This is a genomic window from Streptomyces sp. NPDC101234 (assembly GCF_044767525.1).
GTDB lineage: Bacteria > Actinomycetota > Actinomycetes > Streptomycetales > Streptomycetaceae > Streptomyces > Streptomyces sasae.
The window spans coordinates 46689-61546 of record NZ_JBIWOA010000029.1 but is presented as its reverse complement, the minus strand read 5'-3'; the positions used below and the strand labels follow the sequence as shown (position 1 = coordinate 61546).

The 14858-nt window shown below is 71.9% G+C and carries 12 protein-coding genes; 6 read left to right on the top strand and 6 right to left on the bottom strand.

What is annotated here, in order from left to right; all coding sequences use genetic code 11:
* Positions 1 to 266 precede the first annotated feature (266 nt).
* A complete protein-coding gene (locus ACIRR9_RS39900) occupies positions 267 to 509 on the top strand; it encodes a hypothetical protein (RefSeq protein WP_365346504.1) in 243 nt (80 codons plus the stop codon).
* 209 nt (positions 510 to 718) lie between these two features.
* On the opposite strand, the gene gcl is transcribed toward ACIRR9_RS39900, so the two are convergent.
* Positions 719 to 2503 carry a glyoxylate carboligase gene (gcl, locus tag ACIRR9_RS39895; protein ID WP_403762692.1) on the bottom strand — a complete coding sequence of 595 codons (1785 nt, stop codon included), beginning with the start codon at positions 2501 to 2503 and terminating at the stop codon, positions 719 to 721.
* A 220-nt stretch (positions 2504 to 2723) separates the two neighbouring features.
* Here gcl and ACIRR9_RS39890 point away from each other — a divergent pair, with 220 nt between their 5' ends.
* The gene (locus tag ACIRR9_RS39890; protein WP_403762689.1) at positions 2724 to 3395 is read left to right on the top strand and encodes a hypothetical protein; all 672 of its coding nucleotides are present in this window, start codon (positions 2724 to 2726) and stop codon (positions 3393 to 3395) included.
* An 85-nt stretch (positions 3396 to 3480) separates the two neighbouring features.
* On the opposite strand, the gene ACIRR9_RS39885 is transcribed toward ACIRR9_RS39890, so the two are convergent.
* Together ACIRR9_RS39885 and ACIRR9_RS39880 are read right to left on the bottom strand one after the other, a co-directional pair.
* Entirely contained in the window at positions 3481 to 5097 is a 1617-nt protein-coding gene (locus ACIRR9_RS39885; RefSeq protein ID WP_403762686.1) for an AMP-binding protein, read from the bottom strand.
* On the bottom strand, positions 5094 to 6767 hold the full coding sequence (locus tag ACIRR9_RS39880; protein ID WP_403762683.1) for an AMP-binding protein: 1674 nt from the start codon (positions 6765 to 6767) through the stop codon (positions 5094 to 5096). Before ACIRR9_RS39880 ends, ACIRR9_RS39885 begins: the two co-directional genes overlap by 4 nt.
* Before the next feature lie 128 nt (positions 6768 to 6895).
* Here ACIRR9_RS39880 and ACIRR9_RS39875 point away from each other — a divergent pair, with 128 nt between their 5' ends.
* From ACIRR9_RS39875 to ACIRR9_RS39865, 3 genes are all read left to right on the top strand, one after another.
* Positions 6896 to 7729 (top strand): response regulator transcription factor, encoded by an 834-nt coding sequence (locus tag ACIRR9_RS39875; RefSeq protein WP_403762680.1) that lies wholly within the window; start codon positions 6896 to 6898, stop codon positions 7727 to 7729.
* A gap of 167 nt (positions 7730 to 7896) precedes the next feature.
* Positions 7897 to 10698: an AAA family ATPase gene (locus ACIRR9_RS39870; RefSeq protein ID WP_403762677.1), complete on the top strand. Its 2802-nt coding sequence runs from the start codon at positions 7897 to 7899 to the stop codon at positions 10696 to 10698.
* A gap of 204 nt (positions 10699 to 10902) precedes the next feature.
* Positions 10903 to 11694: a serine protease gene (locus ACIRR9_RS39865; RefSeq protein WP_365351014.1), complete on the top strand. Its 792-nt coding sequence runs from the start codon at positions 10903 to 10905 to the stop codon at positions 11692 to 11694.
* 95 nt (positions 11695 to 11789) lie between these two features.
* Here the strand turns inward: ACIRR9_RS39865 and dmpI are convergent, their stop codons facing one another.
* Both dmpI and ACIRR9_RS39855 read right to left on the bottom strand, forming a co-directional pair.
* The gene (dmpI, locus tag ACIRR9_RS39860) at positions 11790 to 11972 is read right to left on the bottom strand and encodes a 4-oxalocrotonate tautomerase DmpI (protein ID WP_123972902.1); all 183 of its coding nucleotides are present in this window, start codon (positions 11970 to 11972) and stop codon (positions 11790 to 11792) included.
* 92 nt (positions 11973 to 12064) lie between these two features.
* Positions 12065 to 12931 carry a LysR substrate-binding domain-containing protein gene (locus tag ACIRR9_RS39855; RefSeq protein WP_403762672.1) on the bottom strand — a complete coding sequence of 289 codons (867 nt, stop codon included), beginning with the start codon at positions 12929 to 12931 and terminating at the stop codon, positions 12065 to 12067.
* A 121-nt stretch (positions 12932 to 13052) separates the two neighbouring features.
* Between ACIRR9_RS39855 and ACIRR9_RS39850 the strand changes: the two genes are divergently transcribed.
* On the top strand, positions 13053 to 13700 hold the full coding sequence (locus ACIRR9_RS39850) for a LysE family translocator (RefSeq protein WP_384563462.1): 648 nt from the start codon (positions 13053 to 13055) through the stop codon (positions 13698 to 13700).
* Positions 13701 to 13720: 20 nt separating this feature from the next.
* Here the strand turns inward: ACIRR9_RS39850 and ACIRR9_RS39845 are convergent, their stop codons facing one another.
* The gene (locus ACIRR9_RS39845; RefSeq protein WP_403762669.1) at positions 13721 to 14827 is read right to left on the bottom strand and encodes a winged helix DNA-binding domain-containing protein; all 1107 of its coding nucleotides are present in this window, start codon (positions 14825 to 14827) and stop codon (positions 13721 to 13723) included.
* Positions 14828 to 14858 lie beyond the last annotated feature (31 nt).

The window sequence follows — 14858 nt, the reverse complement described above, 5'->3', positions numbered from 1 at the left end:
GCCAGTGCGGTGGTGAAGGGACCGGGCGCCCGTCTCGACGAGAGGGACGGACGCCCCGGCTCCGTCGCACCCGCCGCGGTCCCAGCCATCCCCCTCCCCCGGAACCCCGTCCGGCGGCGCGAACGGCCTGTCGCGCCCAGCCTCGCGCCGTCGGACGGCCACCACCGAGGAGAGCCCCACGGACGCCCCCGAGCGCCGGATGCGGAAACCGTCCGCATCCGGCGCTTCGGCGTGCGCATCCGCCCCCGCCGCAGGAGGCTGAAGGCATGACAGCACACCCACCGACGGAGTTCCCCCGCATCGTCGTGCACGCACCGGCCCTGGACGGCTCCCGGCGGGTCACCGAGGGGGACGTGACCCTGGGGATCGCCTCGCATCTCGACGACGTGATCGAGATCCTGCGGATGGCGGATCTGGACCGCATCGAGGTCGAGGAGAGCGACCTCATCGAGTGGCAGGGCGGCGGGCCGGACGACTGGCCCGGGCTGAGCGAGCATCTTGAGAGCTGACCGAAAGCCGACGAACCGGAGCGAAGGGGGTGGCGAAACCTCAAATAAAGCTCTGAACGGTGTTCAGGATGCTTCAACCGCCCCAGTCAGGGGGCATATTCACGGCACACGGTGCCTGCCGGCACGGGGGCGGCGGGCACCGTGCCACCTACAGCACGAAGCGGGCGGCCCGTCCCCAGGACGGGCCGCCCGCTCTCGTCCGCGCCGGCTCAGACCTTCAGCGTCCTGATCGACGTCGGCGCGTGGCCGGGCTCGGTCGCGATCTCCTCGAACTCCACGACGTTCGAGATGTCGTTGGTGGTCGACATGGAGATGTTCGTGACCCGCTCCAGGATCGCCTCGACGACCACCGGCACCCGGTGCTCCGCCGCCAGCTTCTTGGCCTGCTCGAAGGCCGCGCCCAGCTCCGCCGGGTCGGTCACCCGGATCGCCTTGCAGCCCAGCCCCTCGGCCACCTTGACGTGGTCGACGCCGTAGACGCCCAGCTCGGGCGAGTTGATGTTCTCGAACTCCAGCTTGACCTGGAAGTCGATGTCGAACGCCCGCTGCGCCTGGCGGATCAGGCCCAGGTAGGCGTTGTTGACGAGGACATGGACGTACGGGATCTTGTGCTGCGCGCCGACGGCCAACTCCTCGATCATGAACTGGAAGTCGTAGTCACCGGAGAGCGCGACCACGGACGCCTCCGGGTCGGCCTTCGCCACGCCCAGCGCGGCCGGGACCGTCCAGCCGAGGGGGCCCGCCTGGCCGCAGTTGATCCAGTGCCGGGGCTTGAAGACGTGCAGCAGCTGGGCACCGGCGATCTGCGAGAGGCCGATGGTGGAGACGTACCGGGTCTCCGGACCGAAGGCCTTGTTCATCTCCTCGTAGATGCGCTGCGGCTTGATGGGGACGTCGTCGAAGTGCGTACGGCGCTGGAGGGTCGCCCTCTTCTCCTGGGCCGCGGCCGCCCACCGCGAGCGGTCGGGGAGGCCGCCCTTTGCCTTCAACTCCCTTGCCGCCTCGACGAACAGCTCCAGAGCCGCCCTGGCGTCGGACGCGATGCCGTAGTCCGGGGCGAAGATCCGGCCGATCTGGGTGGGCTCGATGTCGACGTGGACGAACGTCCGGCCCGCCGTGTAGACGTCCAGCCTGCCGGTGTGCCGGTTGGCCCAGCGGTTGCCGATGCCGAGCACGAAGTCGGACTCCAGGAAGGTCGCGTTGCCGTAGCGGTGCGAGGTCTGCAGGCCCACCAGGCCGGCGTTCAGTTCGTGGTCGTCGGGGAGGACGCCCCAGCCCATCAGCGTCGGGACGACCGGAACGCCCGTCAACTCGGCGAACTCGACGAGTAGTTCGGCGGCGTCCGCGTTGATGACCCCGCCGCCCGCGACGATCAGCGGGCGCTCGGACGCGTTCAGCATCCCGATCGCCTTCTCGATCTGGGCGCGGGACGCGACGGGCTTGTAGACCGGGAGCGGCTCGTAGGTCTCCGGGTCGAACTCGATCTCGGTGAGCTGGACGTCGATCGGCAGGTCGATCAGGACCGGGCCCGGCCGGCCGGAGCGCATCAGATGGAAGGCCTGCTGGAAGACGCCCGGGACCTGGGCGGCCTCCAGCACGGTGACCGCCATCTTGGTCACCGGCTTGGCGATGGCGGCGATGTCGACGGCCTGGAAGTCCTCCTTGTGGATCACCGCGGTCGGGGCCTGGCCGGTGATGCAGAGGATCGGGACGGAGTCGCCGGTCGCCGAGTACAGGCCGGTGATCATGTCGGTACCGGCCGGGCCGGAGGTGCCGACGCAGACGCCGATGTTGCCGGGGCGGGTACGGGTGTACCCCTCGGCCATGTGTGAGGCGCCCTCGACATGGCGGGCGAGGGTGTGGTGGATGCCGCCGGAGGCCTTGAGCGCCGCGTAGAAGGGGTTGATCGCCGCGCCGGGCACACCGAACGCGTCGGTGACGCCCTCGCGCTTGAGGATCTCAACTGCCGCGCGGGCAGCGGTCATTCGAGCCATCGAGAACTCCTGCTTTCGACTGTCGGATGCCTGCTCCCGGCGCGCCCCGCGGTGAGCACGATTCCGCGTTGATTCAGCTATTTATTCCGTATTGCGGAAACTAACTTCTACTATCTGAAATCAATGTAGGTGTGGGGGCGAACGTCGTCAAGGGACGGACAACCGGGGCACGGCAGGAGCACGATGGGACCGCTGAACCGTCGCGACGCCCGAGGTGGCCATGTCCGAGAGCGTGCCGGTGCGCTGTCCGGCCTGCCGGCGCGAGCACGTCTACTCCGCGCCGTCGTATCCCTGCGCCTGCGGCGCCCCGGTCACCCCGTGCCTCGACGACGCGGCCGAGCCGACCCCGGTGGCGCACCGCGCCTGGGACGAGGACTGGGTGACCGTGAGCTGCGGCGCCTGCGGCCGCCGGGACCAGTGGCCGCAGCCGGAACTGGGCTGCCCGTGCGGGGCGGTACTACGCGTCCCGGTCGCCGGCACCGGGTCCGCGCCCCCGTCGGACCCCGACCCGCGGCCCGCCTTCCGTCCCGTGACGATCCGTACCGCCCGGGACGCGGTCACCGCGGCCGCGCTCTATCTGCGCTGGCTCGGCTACCGGGACATCCGCCGCGCGGGCGAGCGGCCGCCGTCCGGCATCGGCCTGGCCGCGCGCGGGCTGGTGGCCCACGTGGACCCGACCGTGCGGCCGGCCTCTCGGCGGGATGTGGAGTGCCTGTGGCTGTCGGCGATGACGGAGGACTCCGGTTGTGTGTACTTCTCCCTTGCGGGGTACGCCGAGGACGCCCGCGAGTGCGCTGACGCGCTGGGGATACCGCTGTTCGTGCTGGACTTCACGGGGGCGCCGCAGGCGGTGAATGGGGTGGCCGATGAAATGGACACGAAGGGCGCGTGAGACTGTGCGGGCCGGTGGGGGCTCGGCGCGCCCACGCGGCGGTAGCCGCATATCGAATACAGCCCCGCGCCCCTGACGGGGCGCTCTAGCTCGGGGCGTACATTTCTCGCAGCTCGATCTTCCGGACCTTCCCCGACACCGTCATCGGGAAGGCCTCCAGGATCTGGATCCTGCTCGGCACCTTGTAGTGCGCCAGTCGGCCCTCGCAGAACGCCCGCAGTTCCTCCAGGGTGAGCGGGTCGGCCGGGTCGTGCGGGATGACGCAGGCCAGGACCTCCTCGCCGTACCTCTCGTGCGGCACGCCGACCACCTGAACGTCACGGATCTTGGGGTGGGCGTAGAGGAACTCCTCGATCTCGCGCGGGTAGACGTTCTCGCCACCTCGGATGATCATGTCCTTGATCCGGCCGACGATCTCGACGTACCCGTCCTCGCGCATCGTCGCGAGGTCGCCGGTGTGCATCCAGCGCCCGGGGTCGACCGCCTCCGCGGTCTTGTCCGGCTCGTTCCAGTAGCCGAGCATCACGCTGTAGCCCCGGGTGCACAACTCGCCTGCCGTGCCGCGGGGTCGGGTCACCCCGGTGGCCGGGTCGACGACCTTGACCTCCAGGTGCGGGAGCACCCGGCCGACCGTGCCCGTGCGGTGCTCCAGGTCGTCGTCGACACGGGTCTGGAGCGAGACCGGGCTCGTCTCGGTCATGCCGTAGCAGATGGAGACCTCCGCCATGTGCATCTCGGCGACCACCCGCTTCATCACCTCGACCGGACAGGGCGAGCCCGCCATGATCCCGGTGCGCAGCGACGAGAGGTCGTACGACGCGAAGTCGGGGAGGTTCAGCTCCGCGATGAACATGGTCGGCACGCCGTACAGCGAGGTGCACCGCTCCCGCTGCACCGCCTCCAGGGTGGCCCTCGGCTCGAAGGACGGGGCCGGGATCACCATGCAGGCGCCGTGCGAGGTGGCGGCGAGATTCCCCATCACCATGCCGAAGCAGTGGTAGAAGGGGACGGGGATGCAGATCCGGTCCTGCTCCGTGTAGGAGATCAACTCCCCGACGAAGTAGCCGTTGTTGAGGATGTTGTGGTGGGAGAGCGTGGCCCCCTTCGGGAAGCCGGTCGTTCCCGAGGTGTACTGGATGTTGATGGGGTCGTCGCAGGACAACTCGCTCTTGCGGACCCGGAACTCCTCGTACAGGTCAGGCGTCCCGCGCCGGAGCAGCGCGTCCCAGCTCGGGTCGCCGATGTACACGGTCTCCCGCAACTCGGGGCAGCGGCCCCGTACTTCCTCCACCATCGCCCGGTAGTCACTGCTCTTGTGGCTGAGGGAGGCGAACAGCAGGGAGATTCCCGCCTGGTTGAGGACGTACTCGACCTCGTGGGTGCGGTAGGCGGGGTTGATGTTGACCATGATCGCGCCGATCCGGGCGGTGGCGTACTGCACCAGCACCCACTCGGCGCAGTTCACGGCCCAGATCCCGACCCGGTCGCCCTTGGCGACCCCGCTCGCGAGCAGCGCGTACGCCAACCGGTCCACGTCGGCCGCGAATTCGGCGTAGGTCCAGCGCCGCCCGGACGCCACGTCCACCAGCGCCTCGCGGTCGGGCCAGGCGGCGACGGCCCGGTCGAGGTTGGCGCCGATCGTGTCACCGAGCAGGACGGTGCCGCTGGTGCCGTGTGTGTACGACAGTTCGTCGAAGGTCACCGGAAGTCCTCCTCGCGGTACTCCTCGGCCGAGCCCGCCGCCGTGGCCTCGCGCAGCTCGATCCGCCGGATCTTGCCGGACACGGTCTTCGGCAGCGGGGCGAACTCCAGGCGCCGGACCCGCTTGTAGGGCGCGAGGACCTGACGGGAGTGCTCGAACAGCACCTTCGCCGTGTCCGGGCCCGGCTCCCAGCCCGCCGCGAGGACGACGTACGCCTTGGGCACCGCCAGCCGCAGTTCGTCGGGCGCCGGTACGACGGCCGCCTCGGCCACCGCCTCGTGTTCCAGGAGCGCGCTCTCCAGCTCGAACGGGCTGATCTTGTAGTCGGACGCCTTGAACACGTCGTCGGCTCTGCCCACGTAGGTGACGTAGCCGTCCTCGTCCCGCGAACCGATGTCCCCGGTGCGGTAGTAGCCGCCGGCCATCGCCTCCGCCGTACGGTCCGCGTCCCCGTGGTAGCCGGTCATCAGGCCCACCGGCCGCGCCGACAGGTCGAGGGCGATCTCGCCCTCCTCGGCCCCCGGCGCGCCCGACACCGGGTCGAGCAGCTCCACGCGGTAGCCCGGGCTCGGGCGGCCCATGGAACCCGTCTTCAGCGTCTGCCCCGGGCTGTTGGAGACCTGCACGGCCGTCTCGGTCTGCCCGAACCCGTCCCGGATGGTCACGCCCCAGGCCCGCCGCACCTGCTCGATCACCTCGGGGTTGAGCGGCTCGCCCGCCGCCACCACCTCGCGGGGCGGGGTCCCCAACTCGCCCAGATCGGCCTGGATGAGCATCCGCCACACCGTCGGCGGGGCGCAGAAGGAGGTCACCCCGTGCCGGTCCATCTCGGCCATCAGACGGGCCGCGTCGAAGCGCGTGTAGTTGTGGATGAAGACGGTCGCCTCGGCGTTCCACGGGGCGAACAGGTTCGACCAGGCGTGCTTGGCCCAGCCCGGCGAGGAGATGTTGAGGTGCACGTCACCGGGCTGGAGGCCGATCCAGTACATGGTGGCCAGATGCCCGATCGGGTACGAGGTGTGGGTGTGCTCGACCAGCTTGGGGCGGGCGGTGGTGCCCGAGGTGAAGTAGAGCATCAGCGGGTCGTCGGCCAGCGTGGGCCCGTCGGGCTCGAATTCGGCCGGGGCGGTGTACGCGTCCTCGTACGCCTCCCAGCCCGCCGCCGCTCCCCCGCCCACCGCGATCCGGGTGTACCGGCCAGGCACCTCGTCGAACTTGGCCGCGTCCTCGCCGCGCACGAGCACGTGCTTCACCCGGCCCCGGTCGACGCGGTCGCGCAGGTCGGCCGGGCCGAGCAACGGGGTGGCCGGGATGACGACGGCGCGCAGCTTCATCGCGGCCAGCGCGGTCTCCCACAGTTCGGCCTGGTTGCCGAGCATGACGAGGATGCGGTCCTCGGGCTCGACGCCCCGCGCGCGCAGATGGTTCGCGACCCGGTCGGAGCGCTCGGACAGCTCGGCGAAGGACAGCTTCGTCTCGGTGCCGTCCTCCTCGACGATGTGCAGGGCGGTGCGGTCGTTGCCCTCTGCGATGACGTCGAACCAGTCGAGCGCCCAGTTGAAGTGGTCCGGACGCGGCCACTCGAAGCCCTCGTAGGCGGTGGCGTAGTCCGCGCGGTGTTCCAGCAGGAAGTCCCGTGCCCTGCGGAAGTCCTCCGTCGCCCTTGTCATCAGCGTCCTCCTCAGTACCGGACCATTGCCGGGCGGCTCTCTGGCATCGTGTAATCCGTGATGCAGGTCTCACTACCCCCGAACGGGGGTGTGGACAGCACAGGGCCGGGGTCGAAGGGGCAATACAGGTGGCAGCAGAGGTCGCGGGGGCGGTGGAGATTCGTGGTGCGCTGGCCAGACTCCGGCGCACCACCGGGCTCCCCATCGCGTTCGGCGGGGTGGTCGAGGCGGGCCGGCCGCAGGTGCGGATCAGCGAGCTCAGCGGCACCAACACGATGTCCCTGCGCTCGCTCGCGGTGACCTCGGGGAACGGGCTGGGCGGCAAGGCGGTCGCACTGGCCCGCCCGTGCGCGGTCACCGACTACTCCGTCTCCCGGCAGATCAGCCACGAGTACGACATCCCGGTGGCGGTCGAGGGCATCCGCTCGGTCCTCGCGGTGCCGGTGGTGGTACGGCGCCGGGTGCGGGGCGTGCTGTACGGCGCGCTGCGCACCGCCCAGCCGCTGGGCGACCGCATGCTGGGCGCGGCGGTGGCGGCGGCCCGGGACGTGGAGCAGGCGCTGGTCGTGCAGGACGAGGCGAGGGGGCTGCTGGTGGCGGCCCGGCCGGAGCCCGCCGTCGTACCGGATCCGGGAGCCGCCTGGGAGCAGGTGCGGGAGGCGCATGCCGCGCTGCGGGCGCTGGCGCCGCGGATCGCCGACCCGGGGCTGCGGGCCGAACTGCTCGCCGCCTGCGGGCTGTTGACCGCGCGGGCCCCGGCGGCCGAGACGGTCCTGGCACCCCGTGAACTGGACGTTCTGTCCTGGGTGGCGGCCGGTGCGACCAACGCGGCGGTGGCCGAGCAGCTGGGGCTGCGGCCCGAGACGGTCAAGGGCTATCTGCGCTCGGCGATGCGGAAGCTGGGCGCCCACACCCGGGGGGAGGCGGTGTCGGCGGCTCGTCGGACGGGGCTGTTGCCGTAGCTCGGACGGGGGTTGTTGCCGTAGCGGAGGGGACCCATTCCATTCATGCGGACGCGCTTTGAATTTCCGGCTGCCGAGGCGCTGTTATTTCCCTCACCACGCCGTTCGGCCGAATTTCAGGGTTCATTGCCTAGAATTTGGCTGGGACACGACACACGAGGGGAGCGGTGACCGTGCGACGGGACTTCCAGGAGCCTGCCAGATGCCGCCCCGATCTGGTCATCGGCCGGACGGAGCTGGTCGCGGCGGCCCGGGAACAGCTCGCCTCGGGCGGCAGCGTGCTCCTGCACGGGCCCGCCGGAATAGGTAAATCGACCGTCCTGCGGGCCCTGGAGACGGAATACGCCGGCGCCGCCCGTACGGTGTTGCGCTGCTCCGCCACCGAGTCCGAATCCCATCTTCCCTTCCTCGCGCTCGCCGACCTCTTCGGGCTCGTCCTCGACGAGGTCGCGCCCCATCTGCCCGGCGCCCAGCGCACCGCCCTGGAGTCGGCGCTCACCGGCCGCGGCGAGTCCACCCTCCAGCGCGACGGCCTCGCCCTGCGTCTCGCCGTGCTCTCCGCACTGCGCGCGCTGGCCGCCGAGGGCCCGGTACTGATCGTCGCCGACGACCTGCAGTGGCTGGATCCGGCCAGCGCCGAACTCCTCGGCTTCGCCGCCCGCCGGCTCGGCGGCACCCCGGTCCAACTGCTGTGCGCGGTCCGCACGGAGGGCCAGGAGTACGACCGTCACCTACGGGCGTCACCGCCGGACACGGTCGCCGTACGCCTCGGCCCGCTCAACCGCAAGCAGGTCTCCGAACTCCTCGACCACCGCGGGCACGCCGGGCTCACCCGGTCCACGGTCCGGGAGATCCACCGCACCAGCGGCGGCAATCCGCTGTTCGCCCTGGAGCTCGGCCGCGCCCTCGCCGAGAACGCGACCCCGCCCCGCCCCGGCGAGCCCCTGCCGGTGCCGACCTCGCTGCGCGCCCTGGTGCTCACCCGCCTCGACATGCTCTCCGTCGAGGCCCGCCGCACCCTCCTCGTGGCCAGCGCCGGGGCGAGACCCACCCAGGCGCTGCTGCACGCGGCGGGCCGCGAGAACGCCGAGGCGGAGTGCGCCCAGGCGGCCGAACTCGGGCTGCTGGCCACCGAGCCGGAGGGCCCGGCCGTACGCTTCGCGCATCCGCTCATCTCCGCCGCGCTGTACGCCGAGGCGCCCGCCCAGGAGCGCCGGGCCGCACACGCGGCGCTGTCGACGGCCGCCTCCGACCCGATCGAGCGGGCCCGCCATCTGGCCCTGGCCACCACCGGCACCGACCCCGAGGTCGCCGCGCGGCTCGCCGAGGCGGCGACCCAGGCCCGGGACCGGGGCGCGCCCTCGGTGGCCGCGCAGATCGGGCTGCTCGCAGCCCGGCACACCCCCGGCGACAACGTGCCAGGACCGGACGAGCGCCGGCTGCAGGCGGCCGAGGACGCGACCAGCGCGGGCGAGGTCGACCTCGCCCAGGACATCGCCCGCGAGGTGCTCACCCACGCCACCCGTCCGGCGGACCGGGTACGGGCCTGGATCCTCGTGATCGACTCGGCCGGCCACACCATGACCGAGGTCGACGCGGCCTTCCCGCACGCCCTCGCCGACGCCGGCGACGACCCCCGGCTGCTCGGCCTGGTCCACTACCAGCTGGCCTGGCGGTCGCTGATCGTGGAGGGCGACTTCACCGAGGCCCGGCAGGCGGCCGCGCACTCCGCCGACCTCGCGGCACGCGGCGACGACCGGCGCACCGAGCTCCTCGCGCTGTCCCTGCAGGCCCAGGTCGAGACCCTGATGGGCCATCCGGCCGCGCCCGCCACCATCAAACGGGCGCTGAAGGAGCCGCAGGACCCGAACGTGTCGTGCCATCACAACGGGGCGGGCAGCGCCCGGTTCCGCTGGCTGGTGATGGGCGACCAGCTGGCCGAGGCGCGGGCCACGGTCACCGCGCTGCTGCGCGAGGTGCGCCGACGCGGCCAGGTGGAGAGCGAGGTGCACTTCCTGCGCGGGCTCGCCGAGACCGAACTGCGCTCCGGGCACTGCGGCCGCGCCCTCGACCTGGCGCGGGAGGGCCTGCGCCTGGCCCATGACTGCGGGATCGGCGAGACCGCCTCCGCGATGCTCACCTCACTGGCCGAGGCCTCCGGCGGAGACGTGGACCGGGGTCTGGCCCTGGCCCGGGAGGCGGTGGAGCACGCCGAGCAGGACGGCGACACCGTGTACCTCTCACGGGCCCTGGGCGCGCTCGGATACGCCCAGTTGGTGGCCGGCGACCCGGCGGGCACCGTCCGCTCGCTGCGCCGGGTGCGGGAGCTGGAGCAGAGCCTCGGCATCACCGACCCGGCCCGCGGCCGCTGGCAGGGCGACCTGGCGGAGGCACTCGTCCGGGTGGGTGAGACCGCCGAGGCGCAGGACGTCATCGACATCACCCGGGAGCACGCGCTCAGGCTCGGTCGGGAGAGTGTGCTCGCCGTACTCGACCGGGCGGAGGCGCTCGTCCGGGCGGCGCGCGGGGAGCACGACGCGGCCGTGGCGCAGCTGACCTCGGCCCAGGACCGGTTCGCCAAACTGGGCTACGGCCTGGAGGAGGCACGGGCCGCGTTCGCGCTGGCCTCGCTGCGCGACCGGCGCTCCCCCACCGCGTTCGACGAGGCCACCCGGCTGTTCCGGCGCTGCCGGGCGCTGCCCTGGCTGCGCCAGGTGGACGAGGCCGTCTCGGCACCCGAGCCCGCCGTCGAGGCGCCGGCCGAGCCGGCCGTCCTGGAGGGGCTGGCCGCGATGGAGCGTCAGGTCGCCGCGCTGGTCATGGAGGGCGCCACCAACCGGGAGATCGCCGCCCGCCTGTTCATCAGCGTCAAGACGGTGGAGGCGACGCTCACCCGTGTCTACCGCAAGCTGGGCATCCGATCGCGCGTGGACATAGTCCGTTTGGCGGCGGGGCGACGCGCGAAGTGAGAGCGCTCCCGGTTAAGTGAGGGGGACCGAGGGTTTTCCCTCCCCCATCCCCCTAGGGGGTTCCCTCATTGGGAGGGTGGGGTTCCGGGTCCTAGCTTATGGATGTGCCGCTCGCCCGGGCATACGGGGGTCGGTCCCGCGACCCCCGTGCTGCACCCCCCACACCCGCGCGACCCCCACCGGCAACCCCCACTGAGGAGACTCATGTTCGGGCCAAACCGCGCAAGAAAGACCGCCGCCACGCTCGTGGCGGCGGCCGCCGCCGCAGCGACGGCGCTGATCGCGTCCCCCACCGCGTCAGCCGCCCCCCAGCCGATCGTCGGCGGCACCACGACCACCACCACCGCGTACCCGTTCATGATGCAGATCACGGACGCATCGGGCAGCCAGTTCTGCGGCGGCACCCTGGTGTCGGCGACGAAGGTGGTGACCGCGGCGCACTGTATGGAGGGCGAGTCCACCAGCAGTGTCCGCGTGGTCGGCGGCCGCACGTACCTGAACGGCACCAACGGCACGGTCAGCAAGGTCAGCAAGATCTGGATCAACCCGGACTACACGGACGCCACCAACGGCGACGACGTGGCCGTCCTGACGCTCTCGACGTCGATGTCGTACACCCCCGCGTCGTACGTCGGCTCCTCCGACACTTCGGTGTACGCGGCCGGCACCACGGCCCGCATCCTCGGCTGGGGCACCACCTCGGAGAACGGCAGCTCCTCCAACCAGCTGCGGACCGCGACCGTCCCGATCGTGTCCGACTCCAGCTGCAAGAGCTCCTACGGTTCGGACTTCGTCCAGACCGACATGGTTTGCGCCGGATACACGTCCGGCGGCACAGACACCTGCCAGGGCGACAGCGGCGGTCCCCTGCTCATCGGGGGCGTCCTGGCAGGGATCACTTCCTGGGGAGAGGGGTGCGCGGAGGCCGGTTACCCGGGTGTCTACACCCGGCTGACCACCTTCTCGAACCTGGTGACCACGCAGGTCAACTCGTGACCCAGAAGATCTCCTGAGTACAGCTCAGGTGAGAAACCGGGGGGCGTTGCGGGCTTCCACGAGCAGCCCGCAGCGCCCCCTATCCATGCGTGCGCCTACTTGTCGGCGGTGAGAGTCCCGGCGGCGCCCCAGCTGTCCGCCGGGACCTCGTGGATCCAGACCTGAACGGTCTCGGCCGGGATCTTGTACGCGTCCACAAAGGCGTCGGTGACCCGCCTGACGAGGTCCCGCTTGAGCTCGGTGTCGCGGGGACCCTGCTGGATGGTGACGATCGGCATCACTGAACTCCTCCGAGTGCGTTTCCTGTTCGGTGGGTCCAGTCCATCGCAGGGTACGTCCGCGACCAAGAAGCAGATCGCGACGGCAGCGATCAGCTTTCGTGATCGACGCAGGCCAGCAGGAGGGCGTCCAGGTGCGCGGACGCTCCGGCGGCGGGCACGGCGAGGCCGGTCGCCAGGGCCAGGCCCGGTGCGCGGAACGGCACGAAGGCCACCCGGGGGCTGTGCAGCACGCGCGCGTGGGACGCGTACACCACCGTCCACAGCGGGCGGGTGCCGATGCTGGCGAGGGTGTCCTGGAGGGAGCCGGGCGACGGTCCGGGCAGCGGCTCGAAGCCGGCCTCGCGGCAGGCGCCGACGACCAGATCGACGAGGGCGGGGTTGGTACGGCGCTCGGTGAGCGCGAGCGGCAGCCCGGCCAGCTCGTCGACGCCGATCTCCGCGCGGGCGGCGAGGGGGTGCGTGGCGGGGAGGGCGGCCACCAGGGGGTCGGGCCACAGCGGGTGCACCCGTACGCCGGGCACGGGTTCCACGGCCCGTACGAACGCGGCGTCCAGCTGCCCGCCCGCCACCCGGGCCAGCCGCTCGGCCACCGGCAGCGAGTACAGCTCGACGGGCACGTCCGGCGCGCGGCGCGCGAACGCGGCCAGCACCCGGTCCAGATGCGTGCCGAGCCCCGTGCTGGTGCCGATCCTGAGCCCGGCCGGCGGGGCGACGGCTGCCCGGGCCTTCTCCGCCGCCGCCAGTACGGCCCGCGCCTCGGGCAACAGCCGCTCCCCCGCGCCGGTGAGCCGGACCCGGCGCGGCGAACGGTCGAACAGCTCGGCGCCCAGCTCCCGCTCCAGTCGCTGTATCTGCATGCTCACCGCGGACTGCACGATGTGCAGCCGTTCGGCCGCCCTCCCGAAGTGCAGCTCCTCGGCGACGGCGACGAAATAGGTGAGCTGCCGCAGTTCCATGGCCCCGACTCTAGAGGCCCTGTTTGAATGTGCTCCGAACGGGCGGCTGTGTTCCGGACGGGCGCCCGTACTCCGAACGGACGGCTGTGTTCCGAAGGGCGGCGCGGGAGGAATGATGCAGATGGTGTCCACGGACCGGATCCTGGCCTTCGCCGCGATGTCGCTCCTGGTCATCGCGATCCCCGGGCCGAGCGTGCTGTTCGTGATCGGCCGGGCGCTGGCCCACGGCCGCCGTACCGCCGTGGCCACCGCGGTCGGCAATGTCTTCGGCTCGTATCTGCTGGTGGTGGCGGTCGCGTTCGGCATCGGCTCGCTGGTGGAGCGCTCGGTGACGGTGTATCTGACGGTCAAGCTGCTCGGCGCGGCCTACCTGGTGTACCTCGGCGTCCAGGCCTTCCGGCACCGCAAGGAGCTGAAGGCCTCGGCGATCCGGCGGGCCCCGGCGGGCGCACCGCGCGGCGATCTGCGCACGGTCCTGGACGGCGCCCTGGTGGGTGTCACGAACCCCAAGGGCGTGGTCTTCTTCGCCGCGGTCCTCCCCCAGTTCGTCGACCACACGGCCGGCCGGGTCCCCGCTCAGATGCTGCTGCTCGGCCTGGTCCCCATCTCGATCGGCCTGGTCACGGACACCCTGTGGGGCCTGACCGCGTCGGCGGCCCGCACCTGGTTCGCCCGCTCGGACCGGCGGCTGTCACTCGTCGGCGGCGCGGGCGGCATGGCGATGATCGGCCTGGGTGTGACGGTGGCGGTGACGGGTCGGGCGGACTGACTGACCGATCGATCGAGGTATCACTGGGCTGCTACGACCGTCCCGAACCGGATGTCGTACGGCGTCCCCGGGTGCATGACGGCCAGCATCCGCTCCCCCTCCTCCTTGATGCCGTCCTGCTCGGCCCGGCTCGGTCGCCCGAAGGTCTCGACGACCAGCGCGTCCGGCTCCAGTTTCCACACGCCCGCCAGAAAGCCGTCGACGAGGAGGGTGCGGTAGGGCTGGTTGCCCCGCCAGGCGCGGCCCCAGTACTCGGGCGGTACGACGCGGGTGCGGTCGGCGTGCGAGAGGAGGAGGTTGTCGAACTCGGGAAGGAAACGGGGCGGCGCCGGCGTCTCCGGGTCCGGGCGGGGCGCGTCGGGCAGATCGAAGAGTTCGGCTCCGCTGTCGTCCCGGAAGGCGAGCAGCCGGGGCCGGAGCCGTTCGAAGACCTCCCGGAGCCGGGTGAGTCCGGCCCAGGTCTGCATGTCCTTGACGGAGGCGGGGCCGAAGGCGGCGAGATAGCGCAGGACGGTGGCGTCCGGGGTGGGCGCGGGCTCGGCGGGGCGGCCCAGCCAGTGCTCGGCGGTGGTGAGGGTGACCTGGCCGCTGCGCCCCCACAGCCCGCGCGGGGTGACCTGGACGAGCGGCAGCCTGCAGCGGGCGGCGACGGCGAGGGACTGCGGATCGGCGTCCGGCCACTCGGCGCGCAGCGCCTGTCTCAGCTCGGCCATGGTGCGGGGCTCGGCCTCGACCAGGTCCCTGGCGAGCCCGGCGAGCCGGTCCAGGTCGACGCCGGCCAGCCCCTTGCGGAAGTAGGTCAGCTCCCGGTCCCGGGCGGACTGCACGAGCGGGCGCAGGGTGAGGGCGTCGGCGGCGGTGTGGGTGTGGATGGTCGACCGCATGGTGACGATCCGGACCACCTCCCGGTCGGCCATGGGTCGTGCGAGCTGCTCCGGGACGAAGCCGTCGAGACGGGCGGCGAGGGCGTAGTACGGCGGCTTGACGTTCTGCGCCTGGAGGCCGACGAGATGCGCCACGGCGTCCTGCGCCGACCGGGGAGAGCGGCGCAGCAGGAGCTGGCGGTCGAGGGTGGCGCGATTGAGGGCGCGGGTGCCGAGAACCGGGCCGGGCGGCTTCTTCGTCATGCGGGCACGCTAACGCCGAACGAGGACAGAT

Bases quoted from the DNA above. Each gene is read 5' to 3' on its own strand.
- ACIRR9_RS39900 (WP_365346504.1), top strand. From the start codon at position 267: ATGACAGCACACCCACCGACGGAGTTCCCCCGCATCGTCGTGCACGCA.
- gcl (WP_403762692.1), bottom strand. From the start codon at position 2,503: ATGGCTCGAATGACCGCTGCCCGCGCGGCAGTTGAGATCCTCAAGCGC.
- ACIRR9_RS39890 (WP_403762689.1), top strand. From the start codon at position 2,724: ATGTCCGAGAGCGTGCCGGTGCGCTGTCCGGCCTGCCGGCGCGAGCAC.
- ACIRR9_RS39880 (WP_403762683.1), bottom strand. From the start codon at position 6,767: ATGACAAGGGCGACGGAGGACTTCCGCAGGGCACGGGACTTCCTGCTG.
- ACIRR9_RS39865 (WP_365351014.1), top strand. From the start codon at position 10,903: ATGTTCGGGCCAAACCGCGCAAGAAAGACCGCCGCCACGCTCGTGGCG.
- dmpI (WP_123972902.1), bottom strand. From the start codon at position 11,972: ATGCCGATCGTCACCATCCAGCAGGGTCCCCGCGACACCGAGCTCAAG.
- ACIRR9_RS39855 (WP_403762672.1), bottom strand. From the start codon at position 12,931: ATGGAACTGCGGCAGCTCACCTATTTCGTCGCCGTCGCCGAGGAGCTG.
- ACIRR9_RS39850 (WP_384563462.1), top strand. From the start codon at position 13,053: ATGGTGTCCACGGACCGGATCCTGGCCTTCGCCGCGATGTCGCTCCTG.
- ACIRR9_RS39845 (WP_403762669.1), bottom strand. From the start codon at position 14,827: ATGACGAAGAAGCCGCCCGGCCCGGTTCTCGGCACCCGCGCCCTCAAT.